Source organism: Christiangramia fulva (assembly GCF_003024155.1).
Lineage (GTDB): Bacteria > Bacteroidota > Bacteroidia > Flavobacteriales > Flavobacteriaceae > Christiangramia > Christiangramia fulva.
In genome coordinates, this window is the sequence record NZ_CP028136.1 from 1,731,796 (window position 1) to 1,750,238 (window position 18,443).

Annotated in this window: 16 protein-coding genes; 4 read left to right on the forward strand and 12 right to left on the reverse strand. The window is 40.2% G+C overall.

The window, feature by feature from the left end:
• Positions 1–81: 81 nt before the first annotated feature.
• Entirely contained in the window at positions 82–798 is a 717-nt protein-coding gene (locus tag C7S20_RS08005; RefSeq protein ID WP_107011995.1) for a porin family protein, read from the forward strand.
• On the opposite strand, the gene C7S20_RS08010 is transcribed toward C7S20_RS08005, so the two are convergent.
• From C7S20_RS08010 to pyrH, 8 genes are all read right to left on the reverse strand, one after another.
• Entirely contained in the window at positions 793–1,398 is a 606-nt protein-coding gene (locus C7S20_RS08010; RefSeq protein ID WP_107011996.1) for a hypothetical protein, read from the reverse strand. The two genes, C7S20_RS08005 and C7S20_RS08010, sit on opposite strands and share 6 nt — an antisense overlap.
• Positions 1,398–2,855 (reverse strand): RNA polymerase factor sigma-54, encoded by a 1,458-nt coding sequence (gene rpoN, locus C7S20_RS08015; RefSeq protein ID WP_107014146.1) that lies wholly within the window; start codon positions 2,853–2,855, stop codon positions 1,398–1,400. Before rpoN ends, C7S20_RS08010 begins: the two co-directional genes overlap by 1 nt.
• A gap of 83 nt (positions 2,856–2,938) precedes the next feature.
• Positions 2,939–3,811 carry an RluA family pseudouridine synthase gene (locus tag C7S20_RS08020; RefSeq protein WP_107011997.1) on the reverse strand — a complete coding sequence of 291 codons (873 nt, stop codon included), beginning with the start codon at positions 3,809–3,811 and terminating at the stop codon, positions 2,939–2,941.
• Positions 3,812–3,955: 144 nt separating this feature from the next.
• Entirely contained in the window at positions 3,956–5,398 is a 1,443-nt protein-coding gene (gene asnS / locus C7S20_RS08025) for an asparagine--tRNA ligase (protein ID WP_107011998.1), read from the reverse strand.
• 73 nt (positions 5,399–5,471) lie between these two features.
• Positions 5,472–7,886, reverse strand: a complete 2,415-nt coding sequence (locus tag C7S20_RS08030; RefSeq protein ID WP_107011999.1) for an efflux RND transporter permease subunit — start codon at positions 7,884–7,886, stop codon at positions 5,472–5,474.
• Between the two features lie 68 nt (positions 7,887–7,954).
• Positions 7,955–10,414, reverse strand: coding sequence for a DUF5686 family protein (locus C7S20_RS08035; protein ID WP_107012000.1), 2,460 nt, complete (start codon positions 10,412–10,414; stop codon positions 7,955–7,957).
• Positions 10,415–10,518: 104 nt separating this feature from the next.
• On the reverse strand, positions 10,519–11,070 hold the full coding sequence (gene frr / locus C7S20_RS08040; RefSeq protein WP_107012001.1) for a ribosome recycling factor: 552 nt from the start codon (positions 11,068–11,070) through the stop codon (positions 10,519–10,521).
• Positions 11,071–11,099: 29 nt separating this feature from the next.
• Positions 11,100–11,807, reverse strand: a complete 708-nt coding sequence (pyrH, locus tag C7S20_RS08045; protein ID WP_107012002.1) for a UMP kinase — start codon at positions 11,805–11,807, stop codon at positions 11,100–11,102.
• Between the two features lie 187 nt (positions 11,808–11,994).
• On the opposite strand from pyrH, the gene C7S20_RS08050 reads away from it, so the two are divergent.
• Entirely contained in the window at positions 11,995–12,687 is a 693-nt protein-coding gene (locus C7S20_RS08050; RefSeq protein WP_107012003.1) for a zinc metallopeptidase, read from the forward strand.
• A gap of 152 nt (positions 12,688–12,839) precedes the next feature.
• Here C7S20_RS08050 and C7S20_RS08055 read toward each other — a convergent pair whose 3' ends face one another.
• Entirely contained in the window at positions 12,840–13,310 is a 471-nt protein-coding gene (locus tag C7S20_RS08055) for an Lrp/AsnC ligand binding domain-containing protein (RefSeq protein WP_107012004.1), read from the reverse strand.
• A gap of 52 nt (positions 13,311–13,362) precedes the next feature.
• On the reverse strand, positions 13,363–14,736 hold the full coding sequence (locus C7S20_RS08060; protein ID WP_107012005.1) for a saccharopine dehydrogenase family protein: 1,374 nt from the start codon (positions 14,734–14,736) through the stop codon (positions 13,363–13,365).
• 67 nt (positions 14,737–14,803) lie between these two features.
• Here C7S20_RS08060 and C7S20_RS08065 point away from each other — a divergent pair, with 67 nt between their 5' ends.
• Both C7S20_RS08065 and pckA read left to right on the forward strand, forming a co-directional pair.
• Positions 14,804–15,193, forward strand: a complete 390-nt coding sequence (locus C7S20_RS08065) for a DUF423 domain-containing protein (RefSeq protein WP_107012006.1) — start codon at positions 14,804–14,806, stop codon at positions 15,191–15,193.
• A 78-nt stretch (positions 15,194–15,271) separates the two neighbouring features.
• Positions 15,272–16,867: a phosphoenolpyruvate carboxykinase (ATP) gene (gene pckA, locus C7S20_RS08070; protein WP_107012007.1), complete on the forward strand. Its 1,596-nt coding sequence runs from the start codon at positions 15,272–15,274 to the stop codon at positions 16,865–16,867.
• Between the two features lie 84 nt (positions 16,868–16,951).
• On the opposite strand, the gene C7S20_RS08075 is transcribed toward pckA, so the two are convergent.
• A complete protein-coding gene (locus tag C7S20_RS08075; RefSeq protein ID WP_107012008.1) occupies positions 16,952–17,704 on the reverse strand; it encodes a uroporphyrinogen-III synthase in 753 nt (250 codons plus the stop codon).
• Between the two features lie 24 nt (positions 17,705–17,728).
• The gene (locus C7S20_RS08080; RefSeq protein WP_107012009.1) at positions 17,729–18,382 is read right to left on the reverse strand and encodes a DUF4271 domain-containing protein; all 654 of its coding nucleotides are present in this window, start codon (positions 18,380–18,382) and stop codon (positions 17,729–17,731) included.
• Between the last annotated feature and the right edge of the window lie 61 nt (positions 18,383–18,443).

Genomic DNA, 18,443 nt, shown 5'->3' on the forward strand with positions numbered 1-18,443 from the left:
TTTATATAGAAAACATCCTGTTTGGAATAATTCAGACAGGATGTTTTTATATATTTAAAGGTCACTACCACACGACTTGGAATGAAAAATATCGTATTCCTCTTTATTTCCTTTCTCTCTTTTGCTCTGTATGCCCAGGGAGATGAAAGGTCCCTCACTAAAATTCCCGATACAGTACCGTCTACTTTAGATAGTCTTTACCGGGAAGATCAGTTTTATATTGGGTTTAGTTTTAACCTGATCACCGATAAACCTTCCACGATTTCTCAGGAAAGTTTTTCAGGTGGTCTGCATGGCGGATTTATTCGTGATTTTCCTTTAAATAAAAGAAGAAACATCGCCCTGGGAATTGGTGCGGGCTTGAGTATAAATACCTACGGTCAGGATTTATTCATAGGTAAAGATAGCAACGGGAGTACCATTTTTGAAAGTCTTGCCGATAATTCAAAATATCAAACCAACCGCTTTACCACACAGCTGGTTGAGGTGCCAATTGAATTTAGATGGCGCACTTCTACACCCATGACCTATAAATTCTGGAGAATCTATTCCGGATTTCGCCTGGGATATATGTACCATTTTAGGAGTAATTTTAAAACCGATACTCAGCAGGTCATCACTAATGATCTTCCGGAATTAAATCGTTTCCGCCTGGGAACGACCTTTACTTTTGGTTATAACACCTTTAATTTTCAGTTTTATTACGCGCTGAATCCTTTTTTTAAGGATGCGGAAGTTGATGGTGAAAAATTCGGAATTTCCACGCTTAAAATTGGTCTTACCTTTTATATTCTATAACCAGAATTTTAGCGCGAGTATTTGAGGAATAAGTCCCACTAAAATTCCCATAATAAGTTCAAATGAAGAATGGGCTTTAAAATATAGCCTGGAAGAGGCTGTTAGCCCCATGGCTATAATCATAAAACTAAGGGTGTAAATAAAGTACAGGTGGTAATAGATACAAAAACCGGCAACGAACATAACCAAACCTGCCAAACCTACCATATGCAGGCTTACTTTAAGCTTAAACCAACTGAAAATGTACGCTATGACCGTAGATCCCAGTATGCCCAGAAAATAATAAAAAAGGCCTGGATAATTGTAGATATTCAGGATCTGGTTGAGAACCATCACGCACAAAAGAATATAAAAAAGCAGGGGCCAGCGCCGCTCTGTGACATTATCTAAAAAAAGGCTGGAAACTTTATTGAGGTTCTTTAGCAAAAAATGAAAAATAATAGGAATGAAAACCGTGATAATCGCAATTGCCATGAGTTTGGCCTTTACTACTTCATCGGGAAAGAACCTCGGAATGAATAAAAAATAGAACAGGCTTCCTAAAAACGGCATCCATACGGGATGGAAAATGTATGAGGCAATCTTTAAAAGTGCTTTCATTAAATTTCTTTACGTAACCTGGCTACAGGAATATCTAATTGTTCCCTGTATTTTGCTACCGTTCTCCGGGCGATTGGGTATCCTTTATCCTTCAGTACTTTAGCCAGCTTCTCATCGGTAAGGGGTTTCCTTTTATTTTCTTCTTCAATAGACATTTCCAGGATCTTTTTGATCTCCCGCGTAGAAACATCTTCTCCCTGGTCATTTTTCATAGATTCAGAGAAAAACTCCTTGATCAGTTTAGTTCCATAAGGGGTATCTACATATTTGCTGTTTGCAACCCTGGAAACCGTAGAAACGTCCATTTCGATCTCATCGGCGATATCTTTCAGGATCATTGGCCTCAAATTTCGCTCGTCACCGCTAAGAAAATATTCTTTTTGGTAATTCATTATAGAACTCATCGTCAGCATAAGGGTTTGTTGTCTTTGCTTAATGGCTTCAATAAACCATTTGGCCGCATCCAGTTTTTGCTTAATGAACATCACGGCATCTTTCTGCGCCTTGGTCTTTTCTTTTGCTTCTTTATACCCCTTAAGCATATTGCTGTAATCTCTGGAAATATGCATTTCGGGAGCGTTTCTTCCATTGAGGCTAAGCTGTAATTCGCCATCTTCGATCTTGATCGTAAAATCGGGGATCACATGCTCTACCATTCGCATGTTCCCTGAAAAAGCTCCTCCTGGTTTCGGATTTAGATGCTCGATAACCTCTATGGCATCCCTAAGCTCATCTTCAGTGATATCATGCCTGGAAAGCAGTTTGTTGTAATGCTTTTTACTAAAATGATCGAAAGACCGTTCTATAAGGTCTAAAGCCAGGTCAACCTGTTTTGTTGGCTCTTTGCGATGAAGCTGAATAATCAAACATTCTCTTAAATCCCGCGCTCCAACTCCGGCAGGATCTAATTGTTGTACTTTTTTAAGCACCTTTTCCACTGTTTCTTCATCGGTGTAAACATTTTGGGTAAAGGCGAGGTCATCCACAATATCCTGAACGGTTCTTCTTATGTACCCGCTTTCGTCCACGCTTCCCACCAGGAATTCGGCGATCTCATGTTCAGTATCGTTAAACCTGAACGTATTTAACTGACTTTTTAAATGCTGATTAAAGGAAGTTCCCGCGGCATAAGGCACACTCTTTTCATCATCGTCGGGACTATAATTGTTTGCCTGTAACCGGTAACTGGGGATTTCATCATCGCTTAGATATTCATCCACATCGATATCGGTTTCTATGCTTTCGCTGTCATAATCTTCCTCATTGTTATCAGCTTCATATTCTTCATACTCCTCAGTTCTTTCTTCACGGCCATCTTCAAGCGCCGGATTTTCTTCCAGCTCCTGTTTTATGCGCTGTTCAAAAGCCTGCGTAGGCAGCTGGATCAACTTCATGAGCTGAATCTGCTGCGGGGACAGTTTCTGAGAGAGTTTTAGATTTAATTGTTGTTTAAGCATATATTTAATTCCCTTTCTAACAAAAATAAGGAAAATTGAGGCCATACTTTCTTTGGCACAGCCGATGTTGTGGTAAAATTTTGTTAATGCAGCCTGCTGATATTCTTTAAATTCCTGAATTTCTTGGGCAATTCAAGATCAAATTCTTTTTGCTCTTTGGTAACGGGATGCTGAAATTTTACCTTTCCGGCGAACAAGTACAGCTTCCTGTTCTTAAAAACGTCTTTTTCTTCAATTCCGTATAAGGTGTCGGCAACAATGGGAAAACCCGCGTGAGAGAGGTGTCTTCGAATTTGATGAGTACGACCGGTTAATGGCCGGGCTTCGATTAGGCTGTAAAAATTATTATGAATATTGTAGATTTTGATACTTTTCAGCATTGTTTTCGCTGATTTACCATCAACAGGCTCATCGATCAATTTTTCTTCCGGAAATTTTTGATGAACAAGTGCGTAATAATATTTTGAAATTTTTTGTTCGGAAAAGGCTTTCTGAAGATTAATGAGCGCTTTTCGCGTTTTTGCGCAAAGAAGAATACCCGAAGTTGGGTTGTCCAGGCGGTGGACGGGTAGGGGATTTATTAATGCATCTTTTTCTTCGGAAGGTTTTAAATTGAATGGAAGGGCATTCTCAATAGTTTTAAAATAGTTTCCACTGGAAGGAAATCCTGCAGGTTTTTGGACCACCGCCATGAATTCATCCTCAAACACAACATTCAGTTTTTTCTGAAAGATTTTTTTGTCGCGAATTTCCTGTTTTAAAAGGTCAATTTGCTGTCCCTCGCGGATCCAATCACTGGTTTTTGCCTGCTGCCTGTCAAGTAAGATAAGGCCTTTTTTAATGGCTTTTTTAACACCACTTCTGGTATTAATCGTTTCAAAAATAGAAGCCGCATATTCCTGCAACCTGACATTTTCAGAAATTGCAGGAACAATATGCGTTTCTATTATTTTCATATAAAAGAAGCCTTATTTAGAAGTTTAAGCGTGACCCGGAACTGGTTTCAGGTCTTTTAAGATTTCGGAAATAAAACATAATTTCTGAAATCAATTCAGAAGGATGCCCATACTTTCTGTGGAAAACCTCTTTTATATCCTAATTTAAAATTCAGCATTTTGAGGCGTTCTCGGGAAAGGTATCACATCGCGAATATTTCCCATTCCGGTGGTAAACTGTACCAGGCGTTCAAAACCAAGTCCGAAACCGCTGTGCACGCAGGTTCCGAATCTTCTCGTATCAAGATACCACCAGAGTTCTTCTTCAGAAATATTGAGAGCATTCATTTTTTCTTTAAGCACATCCAGTCTTTCTTCACGCTGGCTTCCGCCTACGATCTCACCAATTCCGGGGAATAAGATATCCATTGCTCGAACGGTTTTTCCGTCTTCGTTCAAACGCATATAAAAGGCCTTGATCTTTGCTGGATAGTCAAAAAGAATAACCGGAGATTTAAAATGTTTCTCAACAAGGAATCTTTCATGTTCACTCTGCAGGTCGGCCCCCCATTCTTCGATGATGTAATTGAATTTCTTTTTCTTGTTTGGTTTGGAATTTTTCAGGATCTCGATAGCTTCGGTATAACTTACCCGTTTGAAATTGTTGTCCAGAACGAAATTTAATTTTTCAAGTAAAGTCATTTCGCTGCGCTCGGTTTTTGGCTTCAGCTTATCTTCATTCTCCTGTCTTTCGGCAAGAAATTCAAGGTCATCTTTGCAGTTGTCAAGCACATACCTCAAGACATATTTAATGAATTCTTCAGCCAGATCCATATTTCCATCAAGGTCACAAAAGGCAACCTCCGGTTCGATCATCCAGAATTCTGCCAGGTGACGAGAGGTATTTGAATTTTCAGCCCGGAAGGTCGGCCCAAAAGTATAAACCTGCCCCAGGCCAAGCGCGAAAGCTTCGGCTTCCAGTTGTCCGGAAACGGTAAGATTGGTTTCTTTTCCGAAGAAATCTTCCTTAAAATTAATGCTCCCATCTTCGTTCCTGGGAGGCTTATTCATATCCAGCGAAGTAACACGGAACATTTCACCGGCACCTTCGGCATCACTTCCGGTAATAATGGGCGTATTGACGTAATGGAAATTCTTTTCCTGGAAAAATTTATGAACGGCAAAAGCAAGTTTGCTTCGTACGCGCATCACGGCACCAAAAGTATTGGTTCGAACTCTTAAATGCGCCTGCTCCCGAAGCTTTTCCATACTGTGCTTCTTGGGCGAAAGAATGGTCTTTTTCACCTCCTCCGGATTGGCATCCCCGAGGATTTCCAGATCGCTGACTTCAACTTCCACTCGCTGCTGGCTACCAAGGCTCTCTTTTAAAGTACCTTTTACCGAAATTGCCGCACCCACATTGATCCTTTTTAAAAGATCTTCATCGGTTTTTTCAAAATCGATCACACACTGAAGATTTTTTAAAGTAGAACCGTCGTTTAGAGCTATAAAGCGGTTGCTTCGGAAGGAACGCACCCAACCCCTAACATGGAATTCCTGTAAAAATTGATCACTTTCCAGTATTTCAGCGATTTTTGCCTGTATCATTTAGTCTGATTTTTTTGAGAAAACAAAGATAGTTTTTCGCCTGAAGCTTAGCAAGCAGGCATACTGTTCACATTTAATCGTTTTTCGAATTTTCTTCTTCCTCCACTTCATCATTTTCATCTTCGATGATATTCATAGCGGGTTCCTTCAGCACTTTTTTATTGGCAATGCTTTTTTCCAGCGACAATAATAAAGAAGGAAGCAATAACAAATTAGAAAGCATCGCGAAAAGAAGAGTTGCTGAAACCAGTCCGCCCAATGCTACAGTTCCTCCGAAACTACTGATCATAAATACCGAAAATCCGAAGAATAAAACTATGGATGTATAGAACATGCTCACCCCGGTTTCCCGAAGGGCGGCATAAACCGAACGTTTGATCTTCCAGTCATGAACCTGCAGTTCCTGTCGATATTTTGCTAAAAAGTGAATGGTATCATCAACCGAAATTCCAAAGGCAATACTAAAAACGAGAATGGTTGAGGGTTTTATTGGTACACCCAGGAAACCCATGACACCGGCAGTGATGATCAATGGTAGGAGGTTGGGAACAAGGGAGATAAGGATCATCCTGAAACTCCTGAACATCCATGCCATCAGTCCGGCGATAAGCAAGATGGCGAGACCCAGAGAAATGATCAGGTTTCTTACCAGATAATCGGTTCCCTTTTGAAACAACAGCGCCTTACCGGTCATGGAAACATCATAACGATCTTCCGGGAAAATCTTGTTGATTTGAGGTTTGAGATGTTCTTCGATGCGTTCCATTTCATCGGTACCCACATCCTGCATAAAAGTGGTGATACGGGCGTACCTTCCGGTAGAATCTACATAAGCCTGCATCATGCCTTTTGAAGAGCTAAGATTTTTAGCATAAGGCATGATAAAATTCTGCTCCTGCGAAGTAGGCAACTGGTAATATTTCGCGTTGCCATTATAATAAGCCTGTTTGGCATATTTTGCAAGCCGTGTTACCGAAAGCGGTTTGGACAATTCGGGGATATCCTGGATAATATCTTCCAGTCTTTCCATTCGTTTTAAGGTGGAAAGTTTCATCACGCCTTTAGGCCTTTTTGTATCGATATAGATTTCCAGGGGCATGACGCCTTCAAACTCATCTTCAAAAAACTGAATATCCTTGAAAAACTGGGTGTCATGAGGCATATCTTCCAGGATGCTTCCGGAAACCTTGATCGTATACATTCCTATAATACTGATGGCCAGTAAGCCCACAGCCGTGATATAAATAGCAATGCGGTGGTTGCGTACCATTTTTTCCATCCAATTCACAAAGCCGCCTATCCAGCGTTTATTCAGATGTTTCAGATGGCGTTGGCCTGGAGGTTTCAGGTAGCTATAAACAATAGGAATGATCATAAGCGAAAGCAGGAATATTGCCAGGATATTGATCGATGCCACCGTACCAAATTCACGCAAAAGTTTGGAATCGGTTAAAATAAAAGTCGCAAAACCCGAAGCCGTGGTTAAATTGGTCATCAGGGTGGCATTTCCCACCTTGGCTATCACCCGCTGCAATGACTTCGCCTGGTTCCCGTGTTTCTGAATTTCCTGCTGATATTTATTGATAAGGAAAATGCAGTTTGGAATTCCAATCACAATGATCAAAGGAGGTATAAGGGCCGTTAAAATGGTGATCTCATAATTGAGCAGGCCTATGACTCCAAATGCCCACATTACACCAATACAAACAGTGAGCATGGAGATTAACGTGGCTCTAACCGACCTGAAAAAGAAGAAGAAAATCAATGAGGTGACCACAAGTGCAGCCAGGATAAAAATTCCAATTTCATCAATGATATTTTGTGAATTCAGGGTACGGATATACGGCATCCCGGAGACGTGAACATCAATGCCGTATTTGTCTTCAAATTGCTTGATTAGAGGGTTTAGTTCTTCAAGCACGAAAATCTTACGTTCTTTGGTGTTTACAAGATCCTTATTGATGTACAGGGCAGATTGAATAGTATTGGAATGAGAGCTGTAAACAAGGTTCTCATAAAAAGGCATTTGTGTGAAAAGCTTGTTTTCAAAATTTTTAAGTTCGGTACTATCAGGATGTTTGTCTGGAATGGCAGGAACCATTTCAAAGCGCTTGGGATCATCAAACTTTTTTAATTCTTCAAGATTGGCGGGAGAGATCACATGGTCTACTTCCGGAAATTTGGAAAGTGTATCGGTAAGTTTTGTCCAGGCTTCGAATTTTTCAGGAGTGAAGAGGGCTGAATCTTTAACTCCCAGCAGGATCAAATTTCCTTCTTCCCCAAATTTTTCCAGAAAATCCTGGTATATCAGGTTTACCGGATGATCGTCGGGCATTAGATTGGCTTCGGTATAAGAAAAACGCATGTTTTTCCATTGAGTAGCCAGTAAAATAGTGGTGACTACAATAAGAATGATAATGGTGATCCGGTTTCTTAAAATTAGGCGGGCCACCGAGTTCCAGAACCCGAAGCTAAAGATCTTTTGCATGTCTTGGTTTTAGCGGCGCAAAGGTAAAAAAAGCTGCCTTAAATAGTTTACAATTAGCTGTATATTATTTAAAGCTGAAGCTGAAGAGTGAATATTAAAGCGAGATTTTGTGTGAAAGTGGGTAAATGATAAGCACCGTATCGATACGCTGCACTTAGACCAAAGCCCGAAAAGATTTTGTTTAGCTCCATCCCAAATTCTGAATATCCCTGCTCCAGGGTGTTGAACTGAATTCCCTGGTGTCTTTCCAGATGTTCCATATCGCCTATGGCATGCCGGGAAACCAATACCAGTTCAGGTTGAAAATTTTCGCCGATCTTAAAGGGCCTGAATTGATGCCTGATGTGAAGCATGACCAGCCTGTCGCTGAAAAATTCATTGAAATACATGGTTTCAAAACTGTTATTTCCGCCTACCGCAAAGCGCTTTAAGATCTTTTCACGGTTTGGACTGTTGGGGTAGGCATGGAAAGAATGGGTAAGCGGTAAATCGCCGAAACCGATATTTCCTTCCAAAATAAATTCGGTTGTAGACTGGTCAATCTGCTTAATTGCATGCTCTATTTTTAATCCAATTCTAGTAAAATTGAAATCTCCTCCAAAAAATCCTTTAAAAGAATGTTCAATTTGCCCGGTGAACTGTGGGAAATGTCTTTCTATTAATCGGCTTCCCTGCGGTGTGGACACAAATTCTGAGAATGGCCTCCAGAAAAAAGAAATTGTTGCTTCGCCGAGCCTGTAGTCACTATAAGTTTTGTCATTTTTCTGAAAGGAATAATCACGAATTTGCCAAATATCCTCCCGGCTAATTCGAAATTCTGTGGTGAGGCCGGGAGCGAAATTATGTTCCAGGCTTGTCCAGTAGGTCTTATAATTGTAGTAAAAATTGATATTCACAAACCGGGGCTGTAAAATGTAAAAAGTACGCCGTCCCTTCAAATACTTAAAAGAACCTGTTTCCTGTATATCTCTTGAAAAATAAAAATTGAGGCGCGTATCGCTGCGGTCGTCGAGGTAAATTTGCGTTCCTATTCCATATTTCCATACCTTATCTTTGAAACCATAGGTAGTATAGCCATTGAGGTTAAAATGGGATGAAACCTGGTCGCTGGTCTTTCCGCCAAAACCCAGACGAATACCTTCGTAATTGCTGAATTTGAAAATTTTTGTCAGGTCAACATCCCAATATCCCCAGGGATAATAACCCGTAGTCATCGTGTTTTGGATTTGCAGTTTCCGTTTCACATTTCCGGCCTCGATGATGCTGTCTACTATTTTACTGGCCGCCTGATCCCTCTGTGTATATTCCATCTGACGATTCTGTTGCCAGAATATCGAATCTTTTTTCAGGGCTTCCTCAGGAATATAAACTGAAGCATTTTTAACAGGATTTTCCGTGGCTGGCTCGAGAGAAATATCGTAATATTTTTCAGTGGAATTCAGATACAGGTTTTTACTGATTTTCTCTGAACCAAAAATGGTACTTACCACACCCGGTTTTTGCTGAACGGTTCCCAGGCCTATAGTTCCTCCAAAAACCGCAACCTCTTTACCGCCTGTGCCCGGTTGGATTGTTGTTGTTTGTGAAACCGGGAACCATAGCTTTTTTTCGGGAAAATACTCATATTCATGATTAACTTCCAGCCGAATCGCTCCCAGTAACTGGGCTTTCGCTTTCTGAATGGCATAAGTCTGAGTATCGAGATATAGAATTCCTTCCAGTCCGGCGACTACTTTTTCTCTTTTCGGTTTAAAATATACTACATAGGCTGGTTTTTCAGTTTCAGTGGTATCGATGATCCTGTAATCGTAATTTTTGAACGCATTTTTTGCAAGTGGTCCTGCATATTCGGTTTTGTAAAGCTGATAGGACTCGTCGTAGAGCGAAAACGGATTAATCGACATAAACAGAATGTTGTAAATGGGCTTTTTAAATCCTGCTGTTTCCATTCCTATTACCTTTTCCTGTTCGCCACCGCTTTTCGAATAGAAATGTTCTGAAACTTTTTCTGAAAGATAGGCACGACCTTCATTTAAGACGATTTCCATAGCTGCGGCTGTAGAATCTGCTTTCATTTGCAGCAAAGCATCCTGGTTATCAATAATAAATTTGGAATAGGATTTATAATGAAACCCATTCAGCGCTTTTTTGGGATCATTTTTCGCTTTTGCTGCAATCGCTTTTTTGATGATCACATCAGCCGAATTTTCCAAAGGGATCATAACTGTTTCCAGCTGTTCGTATTTTGGACGAAGCGCAACCTCGAGAAATTGGGTGGCCCGGCCCACGGTGGTAGTCAGCGTTTGATAACCGATATATGAAATGTTGATCTTTTTTGAACCCTCATCCAAGAAAAATTGAAAACTTCCATCAATATTGCTCAAAACCTGCCGGTCTTCAGAAATCTGAATTTTAGCGTATGGCAGTGGTTTCCTGTTTTCTGCAGAAACGATTCTTCCTTTTATAAGACTTTGGCCGTAAAGACCAAATCCGCAGAAAATTGAAAGAAGTAATACAGGAAGCCGCATTTTTATATAATTACAAACTGAAGATACTATAAATAACAATTGCCGGTGAACTTCTGATTTTTTTCAGAGTAAAACCGGCAATTAATTTTAGAAATCAAGGTTTTTTATACTGTCATGATCTCTTTTTCCTTTTGCGCGAGAATGTTATCGATGCGCTCGATATATTTATCTGTTAGTTCCTGAACCTCAGTTTCAGCGTCTTTTTTAGCATCTTCTGAAATTTCCAGTTTTTTCAGTTCCTGATTGGCTTGTTTTCTGTCATTACGAACACCCACCTTGGCATCTTCAGCTTCCGATTTTGCCTGTTTGGTGAGCTGTTTTCTGCGTTCTTCGGTAAGCGGTGGCACATTGATGATGACACTTTCACCATTATTCATAGGGTTGAACCCTAGATTTGCCTGCATAATTCCTTTTTCAATCTCCGGGATAAGGCTTTTTTCGTAGGGCTGGATAGACAGCGTTCTTGCATCGGGAGTATTTACATTCGCTACCTGATTAAGCGGCGTTTGCGCCCCGTAATACTCAACCATCACGCTGCCGAGCATGCTGGGGTTCGCTTTACCGGCGCGAATATTTGCAAGTTGTTTCTTAAGGTGAGAAATGGCCTTTTCCATTCCTTCCTTAGCTTCTTCCAGAATAAATTCTACTTCCTCCATTTTTATTATGATATTTTTCTGATTCTGTTTTACAGGTTTACTTTGGTTCCCACCTTTTCACCGGTTACTACTTTCAATAAATTTCCGGGCTTGTTCATGTCGAAAACGATAATAGGCAGTTCATTTTCCTGGCTAAGGGTGAAAGCCGTAGTATCCATAACTTTAAGTCCTTTTTTGATCACATCTTCAAAAGTAATAAAATCGAATTTAGTGGCTTCCTTATTTTTTTCAGGGTCTGCAGTATAAATTCCGTCAACACGAGTGCCTTTCAGGATCACATCGGCATGGATCTCTATTGCCCTTAAAACTGCGGCTGAATCGGTTGTGAAATACGGATTACCGGTTCCGCCTCCAAAAATCACCACTCTTCCTTTTTCGAGATGACGAATCGCTTTTCTTCTGATAAAAGGCTCAGCAACCTCGTTGATCTTTATAGCCGATTGCAGTCTGGTCTGGATATCGGCATCTTCGAGGGCGCTTTGCAATGCGAGACCGTTTATAACCGTGGCCAGCATTCCCATATGGTCTCCCTGGACGCGATCCATTCCGCGGCTGGCACCGGCAACTCCGCGAAAAATATTTCCCCCGCCAATAACAATTGCCAGTTCTATCCCTTTTTCAACTACCGATTTGATTTCTTCGGCATATTCTGCCAGTCGCTGTGGGTCAATGCCATATTGACGGTTTCCCATTAAGGCTTCTCCGGAAAGTTTTAAAAGTATTCGCTTGTAATGCATGGTGGGTTTTTATGTAATTGTTGCAAATATAGCTAATATCTGAATTTGAGAAATACTACAGGCTTAAAATGAAAAGGATTGACATTTTTTAAGGCTTTTTATAGAAATGACAGTTGTTGTAGGATATTTTTGAAATGGCGGGATTTTTGATATTTATTGAAAGTTAATCTGAAATTGAACTAAACCTATGATGGGATATTATTTAATAGCGATAATAATTTTTATCGCCAGTGCTTATGTAAGCAATAAACTGAAGAGCAAATTCAAGGAATACTCGAAAATGCATCTTCGCAATGGAATGAGCGGGAAAGAAATCGCTGAAAAAATGCTTCACGATAACGACATTTATGACGTTGAAGTGATTTCGGCTCCAGGTATGCTTAGCGACCATTATAATCCCGCAAAGAAAACCGTAAACCTCAGTGAAGGAGTTTACAGCCAGAGAAATGCCGCTGCGGCCGCGGTCGCTGCTCACGAATGTGGTCACGCCGTGCAGCATGCAAACGCCTACAGCTGGTTACAAATGAGAAGTACCCTGGTGCCGGTAGTAAGCGTAGCTTCGAAATTATCGCAATTTGCGATTTTCGGCGGACTCATTCTGCTCGGGATCGTAGGAGCCGGAATCGGAAAAACCGTACTGCTTCTTGGAATTATTATGTATGCCATGGGAACGCTTTTCAGTTTTATAACACTTCCCGTGGAATATGACGCGAGCAAAAGAGCTTTAGTGTGGCTGGAAAATGAAAATATGCTTACCGGTTCAGAACATGAGGCGGCAGAAGATTCGCTGAAGTGGGCTGCACGTACTTATGTCGTGGCCGCCATCGGTTCATTGGCCACTTTGCTGTACTTCCTTAGTATTTATATGGGAAGACGCTAATTTTTTTAATGAAAAAATCATTGCTATCCGCCAGGCGGATAAATAATTAGGATAAAAAAATGTCACATTGAGCGAAGTCAAATGTGACATTTTTGTTTTCTTGCCGTAGAAGAATGCTTTCCTAAAACATTCGTGCATTCGTAGCCAAAAGATCAGATCTTTATCTGGCGGTTTATTTGCTGATTCAGGGAAATAAAGGTTTCAGTTCTTGAAACTCCTTCAATAGCCTGGATATTCTTGTTCAGCACGTTCATTAAATGTTCATTGTCGCGGCACAGGATCTTTATAAAAATTGACCAGTTCCCGGTGGTATAATGGCATTCTATTACTTCCGGGATTTCCCTGAGCTTGTTCACCGCCTGTGGATTGCTTACCGCTTTATCGAGATAAACTCCCACAAAAGCCATGGTTTTATAACCCAGGAGGCGCGCGTCGAGCATCATTCTTGAACCCTCAATAAGTCCTGATTTTTCCAGTTTTCGAAGTCTTTGATGAACTGCCGCGCCTGTAATACCAATATTCTTGGCAATTTCCAGAATCGGTTTTTTGGCATCTTCCATCAGGTAATTCAGGATGGTTTTATCGATCCCGTCGAGCTTTACATTTTCGTTGACAATTTTCATGGGGCATTTTTTTGCAGTTATTAAGCTAAAATACAAAAAATGCTTTCCAATTTTAATTGCCTACCTCTCCAAAGGGATTGTATCCCAGATATTCGGTTTCTTTTTCTTCAAATTTGATATCGTGCGCTTCCAGTTTCTTTAAAATAGGATTATATACTTCCTTGCTTATAGGAATTTGTACACCCGGAGTTTTAATTTCTCCATTTAGGATCATTATAGTGGCCATGGCAACCGGTAAGCCAACGGTTTTTGCCATTGCTGTTTCAGCCTGATTTTTCCCTATATGGACCATGGTCGAATCGATCTGTTTTCGCTCATTGTTTAGTTCATAACCAAACTTGTGGTACATCACGATCATATCTTTATCGTCTTCCTCTAAAGTCCATTTATCCATCAATATTTTCTGAAGCGCCTGCGCCGGAGTGGCATTTTTGATCCCTATTTTTTTATTCGGATTAAAAAGGTCCAGCTCGATAAGCTTTTCCCACATAATGTCATCCTGGTCTATTTTTAAGTTGTGCCGTGTTTTCAGTTCAACCGAATCGTTTGGAGAATAAGGAAGAAAGGAATTTATGAAATCGCGATAGCTCATATCTTCAGAATGTTCCATGGTAAAACTATCATCGGTCATTCCCAGTTGAACGAACATATTCCATGCCCGGCTGAAACCAACTTTCCTGATCGTTCCCCGATAAAGGGTAAGCGCATCTTCGAGGCCGTAAATACTTTGGTATTTAAGGGAATTTCGGTTAGCATAGCCTTCAAATTTTCCGTGGCCTTTAATTTCCAGGAATTCAGTTCTTCGGAATAAACGGTGGTACGGTATATACTTGTATTTGCCTTCCTGTATGAATTCCGCAACTCCGCCTTGTCCGGCGACAACCACATTTCGCGGATTCCAGGTAAATTTATAATTCCAGAGATTGTTATCGCTTTCCGGAGCAACAAGTCCGCCGGTAAAAGATTCAAAAAGCAATATTTGCCCGCCTTTATCACGAATAGAATCGATCACTTTCATGGCACTCATATGGTCAATACCGGGATCAACGCCAATCTCATTCATAAAAATCAGCCCCTTTTCTTTAACCTTTTTGTCAAGAGCTTTCATCTCATCGCTCACATAAGAGGCAGTTACCATATTCTTGCCAAATTTCAGGCAGTCCCTGGCTACTTCAATATGAAACCTGGCCGGAAGCATCGAGATAACGATATCGGCTTTTTTAATGGCGGGTTCCCTGCTTTCCGGTTTAAAAACATCCAGTTGAAAAGCTTCGCAACGCGGATGGTCTTTACAGGCTTTTTTGGCATTTAAGAGATCTATATCTCCAATTCTTAGGAAAAGGTCTTCGTTTTCTGCCTGGTTTAGCAGATAATTAATGAGAACAGAGGTAGATTTTCCCGCTCCCACGATCAGAATTTCTCGCATAAAATAAGTTAGTTTTGTGTAGTGACAACGAATGTATTAAATCTTTAAGTGAAATAAAATTGTAAGCATGGAGAGAAAATTTTTTATTACCGGTGCCATTTTAGGATTATTGGCGGTGATATTAGGCGCCTTCGGTGCTCATGGCCTAAAGCAAATTGTTCCGGCCGAGGCCGTTACCAGCTTTGAAACCGGAGTGCGGTATCAAATGTATCATGCCTTTCTATTGCTGATCATAGGAAGCTTAAGCAGGTTGAACTTAAAATATCTTAAAACGATATTCTTATTAATATTAATAGGAGTGATCTTTTTTTCGGGATCTATCTATTTACTTTCCATTAATTCTTTAACAAACTTTGATTTTCGTGTTATCGCTTTGTTAACGCCCCTTGGCGGTAGCCTGCTAATTACCGCATGGATATTACTATTAGTGAGTTTTGTAAAGTTAAAAAACAAATAAAACGAAAATAGTTTATTCAAATTCTGTTGAAGATTTTTACATTTGTCTTACTAAACAAACAACAGAATTGAGAATTTTATGGTTGAAGACGCCCAAATTACGAAAACGATTTCGTTAGAGAATTATGGTATACGCAACGCAAATGTTCATTACCAGTTATCAGCACAGGAACTTCAAAAGGAAACTATAAGGCTTGGACAGGGAGTAGAAACCTCCTTTGGAGCCCTGGCCGTAAATACCGGAAAATTTACCGGGAGATCTCCAAAAGACCGATTTATTGTAAAAGATGATATTACGCGGGAAAAGGTTTGGTGGGGCGATATTAATATTCCTTTTGATCCCGACCAATTCGATAACCTGTACAAAAAGGTAACCGAATATTTGTCGGGAAAAGAGGTCTATGCGCGTGATGCTTTTGCCTGCGCTGAAGAAAGTTATAAGCTTAACATTCGTGTGATCAATGAATACCCATGGTCAAACATGTTCGCTTTTAATATGTTTTTGCGACCTGATGAAGAAGCTGAGGATTTCCATGAAGACTGGCTAATTGTAAATGCCCCCGGATTTCACGCCGATCCTGAAATAGATGGCACCCGCCAGGAAAATTTCGCGATCCTTAATTTTAAAAGGAAGATCGTTCTTATAGGCGGTACCGGATATACCGGCGAAATCAAAAAAGGAATTTTTTCAGCGTTGAATTTTCTTCTGCCGGTCTATCAGAATACCCTTCCCATGCATTGCTCCGCGAATGTTGGAGAAGAGGGTGATACGGCAATCTTCTTCGGACTTTCCGGAACCGGAAAAACCACCCTTTCCGCTGATCCTGAAAGAAAACTTATTGGTGATGATGAACATGGCTGGACGCCTGATGATGTGATTTTTAATTTTGAAGGCGGCTGCTATGCAAAGGTCATCAACCTTTCCGAAGAAAGCGAACCGGATATTTATAATGCAATTAAGCCCGGTGCGATTTTGGAAAATGTGGTGCTGGATGAAGACGGGAATGTAGATTTTTCCAATACCACTATCACCCAGAATACAAGGGTTAGTTATCCTATTTATCATATTGATAATATTCAGGAACCTTCTGCCGGAAGAAATCCCAGGAATATCTTTTTCCTTACAGCAGATGCTTTCGGGGTTTTGCCTCCCATCAGTAAACTGAATCCCGGCCAGGCCGCTTATCATTTTATAAGTGGTTACACCGCTAAGGTTGCGGGAACCGAAGCAGGAGTAGATGAGCCTATTCCGAGTTTTTCTGCCTGTTTTGGAGCGCCTTTTATGCCGCTGCATCCTACCAAATATGCTGAAATGCTCAGCGAAAAGATGAAAAAAGCCGGTGTAAATGTCTGGCTGGTGAATACAGGCTGGACCGGTGGGCCTTATGGAGTGGGAAGCCGAATGAAACTCAAATACACCCGTGCTATGATCAGCGCCGCTTTGGAAGGAAAGCTGGAGAAACGTGAATATGAAAAACACGAGCTTTTTGGATTAATGATGCCCACAGAATGTGAAGGAGTGCCTTCAGAAATACTGAATCCAAAAAATACATGGAACGATAAAACTGCCTATGATAAAAAGGCCAGGCAACTGGCTAATTTCTTCAGTGATAATTTTAGCAAATTTGAAGAATATGCAAATGATGAGATTATGAACGGAGCTCCCGTGAAATAGTTTTCTTGAATTGTGTTTAAATGTTGGAAAAGAAAAATCCGGTTGAGAGACCGGATTTTTCTGTTTATGATGTATTGTAGTTTTTTACTGATGCTTTTTATTCACCTCACTGATGTATTTACTTATGGCCATTGTCATGCTTGGTGTTTCAGGCGTGGGCGCCTTGATGTTTACCGTTAGGCCATGTTCTTTGGCAGCTTTGATGGTGGTGTTTCCAAAAACCGCAATTCTGGTTTCGTTTTGTTTAAAATCAGGAAAATTCTCAAAGAGTGATTTTATTCCGCTTGGACTGAAAAACACGAGGATATCATACGTCACATCTTTAAGATGAGAAAGATCGCTCACCACGGTTCGATAGAAAACCGCTTTTTTCCATTCTACTCCCAGCTTGTTCAAAGTTCTGGGCACGTCAGGCTTCAGCATATCAGAAGAAGGCAAAAGAAATTTCTCATTCTTATACTTTTTGATCATAGGGGCCAATTCAGCAAAGGTGCGCTTACCCACATAAATTTTCCGTTTACGATATACCACATATTTCTGAAGATAATAGGCTACCGCCTCACTCTGACAAAAATATTTAAGACTATCGGGTACCTTAAATCTCATTTCTTCGGCAATGCGAAAGAAATGATCAACCGCATTACGACTGGTAAGGATAATGGCGGTAAAGTTAGAAAGATCAACTTTTTGCTGCCTTACTTCTTTAGCAGGTACGCCTTCAACATGAATAAATGGGATGAAATCAATTTTAACTTTTTGCTTCTCTTCGAGCTCAAAATAAGGTGAGTTTTCAACCTTAGGTTCCGGCTGAGAAACCAAAATTGTTTTCACTTTCATAGATATACTTTATTAGATCCTTTTTTATCTTGTAATTAGCTTGAACAAAATAAAATAAGGGGCGATTTCGAGTGCGCAAAGGTACAAAATAAAATAGAACCAATTAGTCTCAATAATATTTTGATTTCTTCTATAAATAATAAAAAGTGCAATAGCGTTAGCCAGTAACATCAAACCACCTGTTACTGCTAAAATTACCATGGAAACCTTGATGGTATAAACCAGCAAAATTGTCATTACCAGCACAAAAAGTGAAATAAAATTGCGGTAACTGATCTTCTGAAAAACATAGTAATCCATTTTTTCATCGATTTCAAAGATGTTGCCCACAATTTTTTCGACCCCTGTTTTAAGTAGGATCAAACAGGTATAGGCGGTAAAAATTCTAATAAAAAGGATTAATGAAGGTAATTCCGAATCAAAAAAATACCTGTATGCTATAAACAAAAAGGCAGAGACTGCAAGGAGCTGCACACACAACATCAAAATGTTAAATCCGTGAAAAGCTTTATTCTCTTTTCCTTTAAAGGCCATAAATTTACCCGAGCCAAAAAGGTTGATGAACTCGTCAAAACGCTGTGGATAAAGCATTTTTGCGAGAACAAGTAGAAGAATGCATGCCAGGAACAACAGGGTAATCCAGTCCTGTGAATTATTTATACGTTCTATGGCCTGCATGGATTAATTTTTTACAAATTTAAAATTATTGGGTTCAATCTGAACAAAGAGAATAAAGAAT

Coding starts and splice junctions, on each gene's coding strand:
- asnS (WP_107011998.1), bottom strand. CDS start 5,398: ATGATACAGGCAAAAATCGCTGAAATACTGGAAAGTGATCAATTTTTA.
- C7S20_RS08005 (WP_107011995.1), top strand. CDS start 82: ATGAAAAATATCGTATTCCTCTTTATTTCCTTTCTCTCTTTTGCTCTG.
- C7S20_RS08060 (WP_107012005.1), bottom strand. CDS start 14,736: ATGCGAGAAATTCTGATCGTGGGAGCGGGAAAATCTACCTCTGTTCTC.
- pyrH (WP_107012002.1), bottom strand. CDS start 11,807: ATGCATTACAAGCGAATACTTTTAAAACTTTCCGGAGAAGCCTTAATG.
- C7S20_RS08050 (WP_107012003.1), top strand. CDS start 11,995: ATGATGGGATATTATTTAATAGCGATAATAATTTTTATCGCCAGTGCT.
- C7S20_RS08080 (WP_107012009.1), bottom strand. CDS start 18,382: ATGCAGGCCATAGAACGTATAAATAATTCACAGGACTGGATTACCCTG.
- C7S20_RS08035 (WP_107012000.1), bottom strand. CDS start 10,414: ATGCGGCTTCCTGTATTACTTCTTTCAATTTTCTGCGGATTTGGTCTT.
- rpoN (WP_107014146.1), bottom strand. CDS start 2,855: ATGCTTAAACAACAATTAAATCTAAAACTCTCTCAGAAACTGTCCCCG.
- C7S20_RS08020 (WP_107011997.1), bottom strand. CDS start 3,811: ATGAAAATAATAGAAACGCATATTGTTCCTGCAATTTCTGAAAATGTC.
- C7S20_RS08055 (WP_107012004.1), bottom strand. CDS start 13,310: ATGAAAATTGTCAACGAAAATGTAAAGCTCGACGGGATCGATAAAACC.
- C7S20_RS08030 (WP_107011999.1), bottom strand. CDS start 7,886: ATGCAAAAGATCTTTAGCTTCGGGTTCTGGAACTCGGTGGCCCGCCTA.
- frr (WP_107012001.1), bottom strand. CDS start 11,070: ATGGAGGAAGTAGAATTTATTCTGGAAGAAGCTAAGGAAGGAATGGAA.
- pckA (WP_107012007.1), top strand. CDS start 15,272: ATGGTTGAAGACGCCCAAATTACGAAAACGATTTCGTTAGAGAATTAT.
- C7S20_RS08065 (WP_107012006.1), top strand. CDS start 14,804: ATGGAGAGAAAATTTTTTATTACCGGTGCCATTTTAGGATTATTGGCG.
- C7S20_RS08010 (WP_107011996.1), bottom strand. CDS start 1,398: ATGAAAGCACTTTTAAAGATTGCCTCATACATTTTCCATCCCGTATGG.
- C7S20_RS08075 (WP_107012008.1), bottom strand. CDS start 17,704: ATGAAAGTGAAAACAATTTTGGTTTCTCAGCCGGAACCTAAGGTTGAA.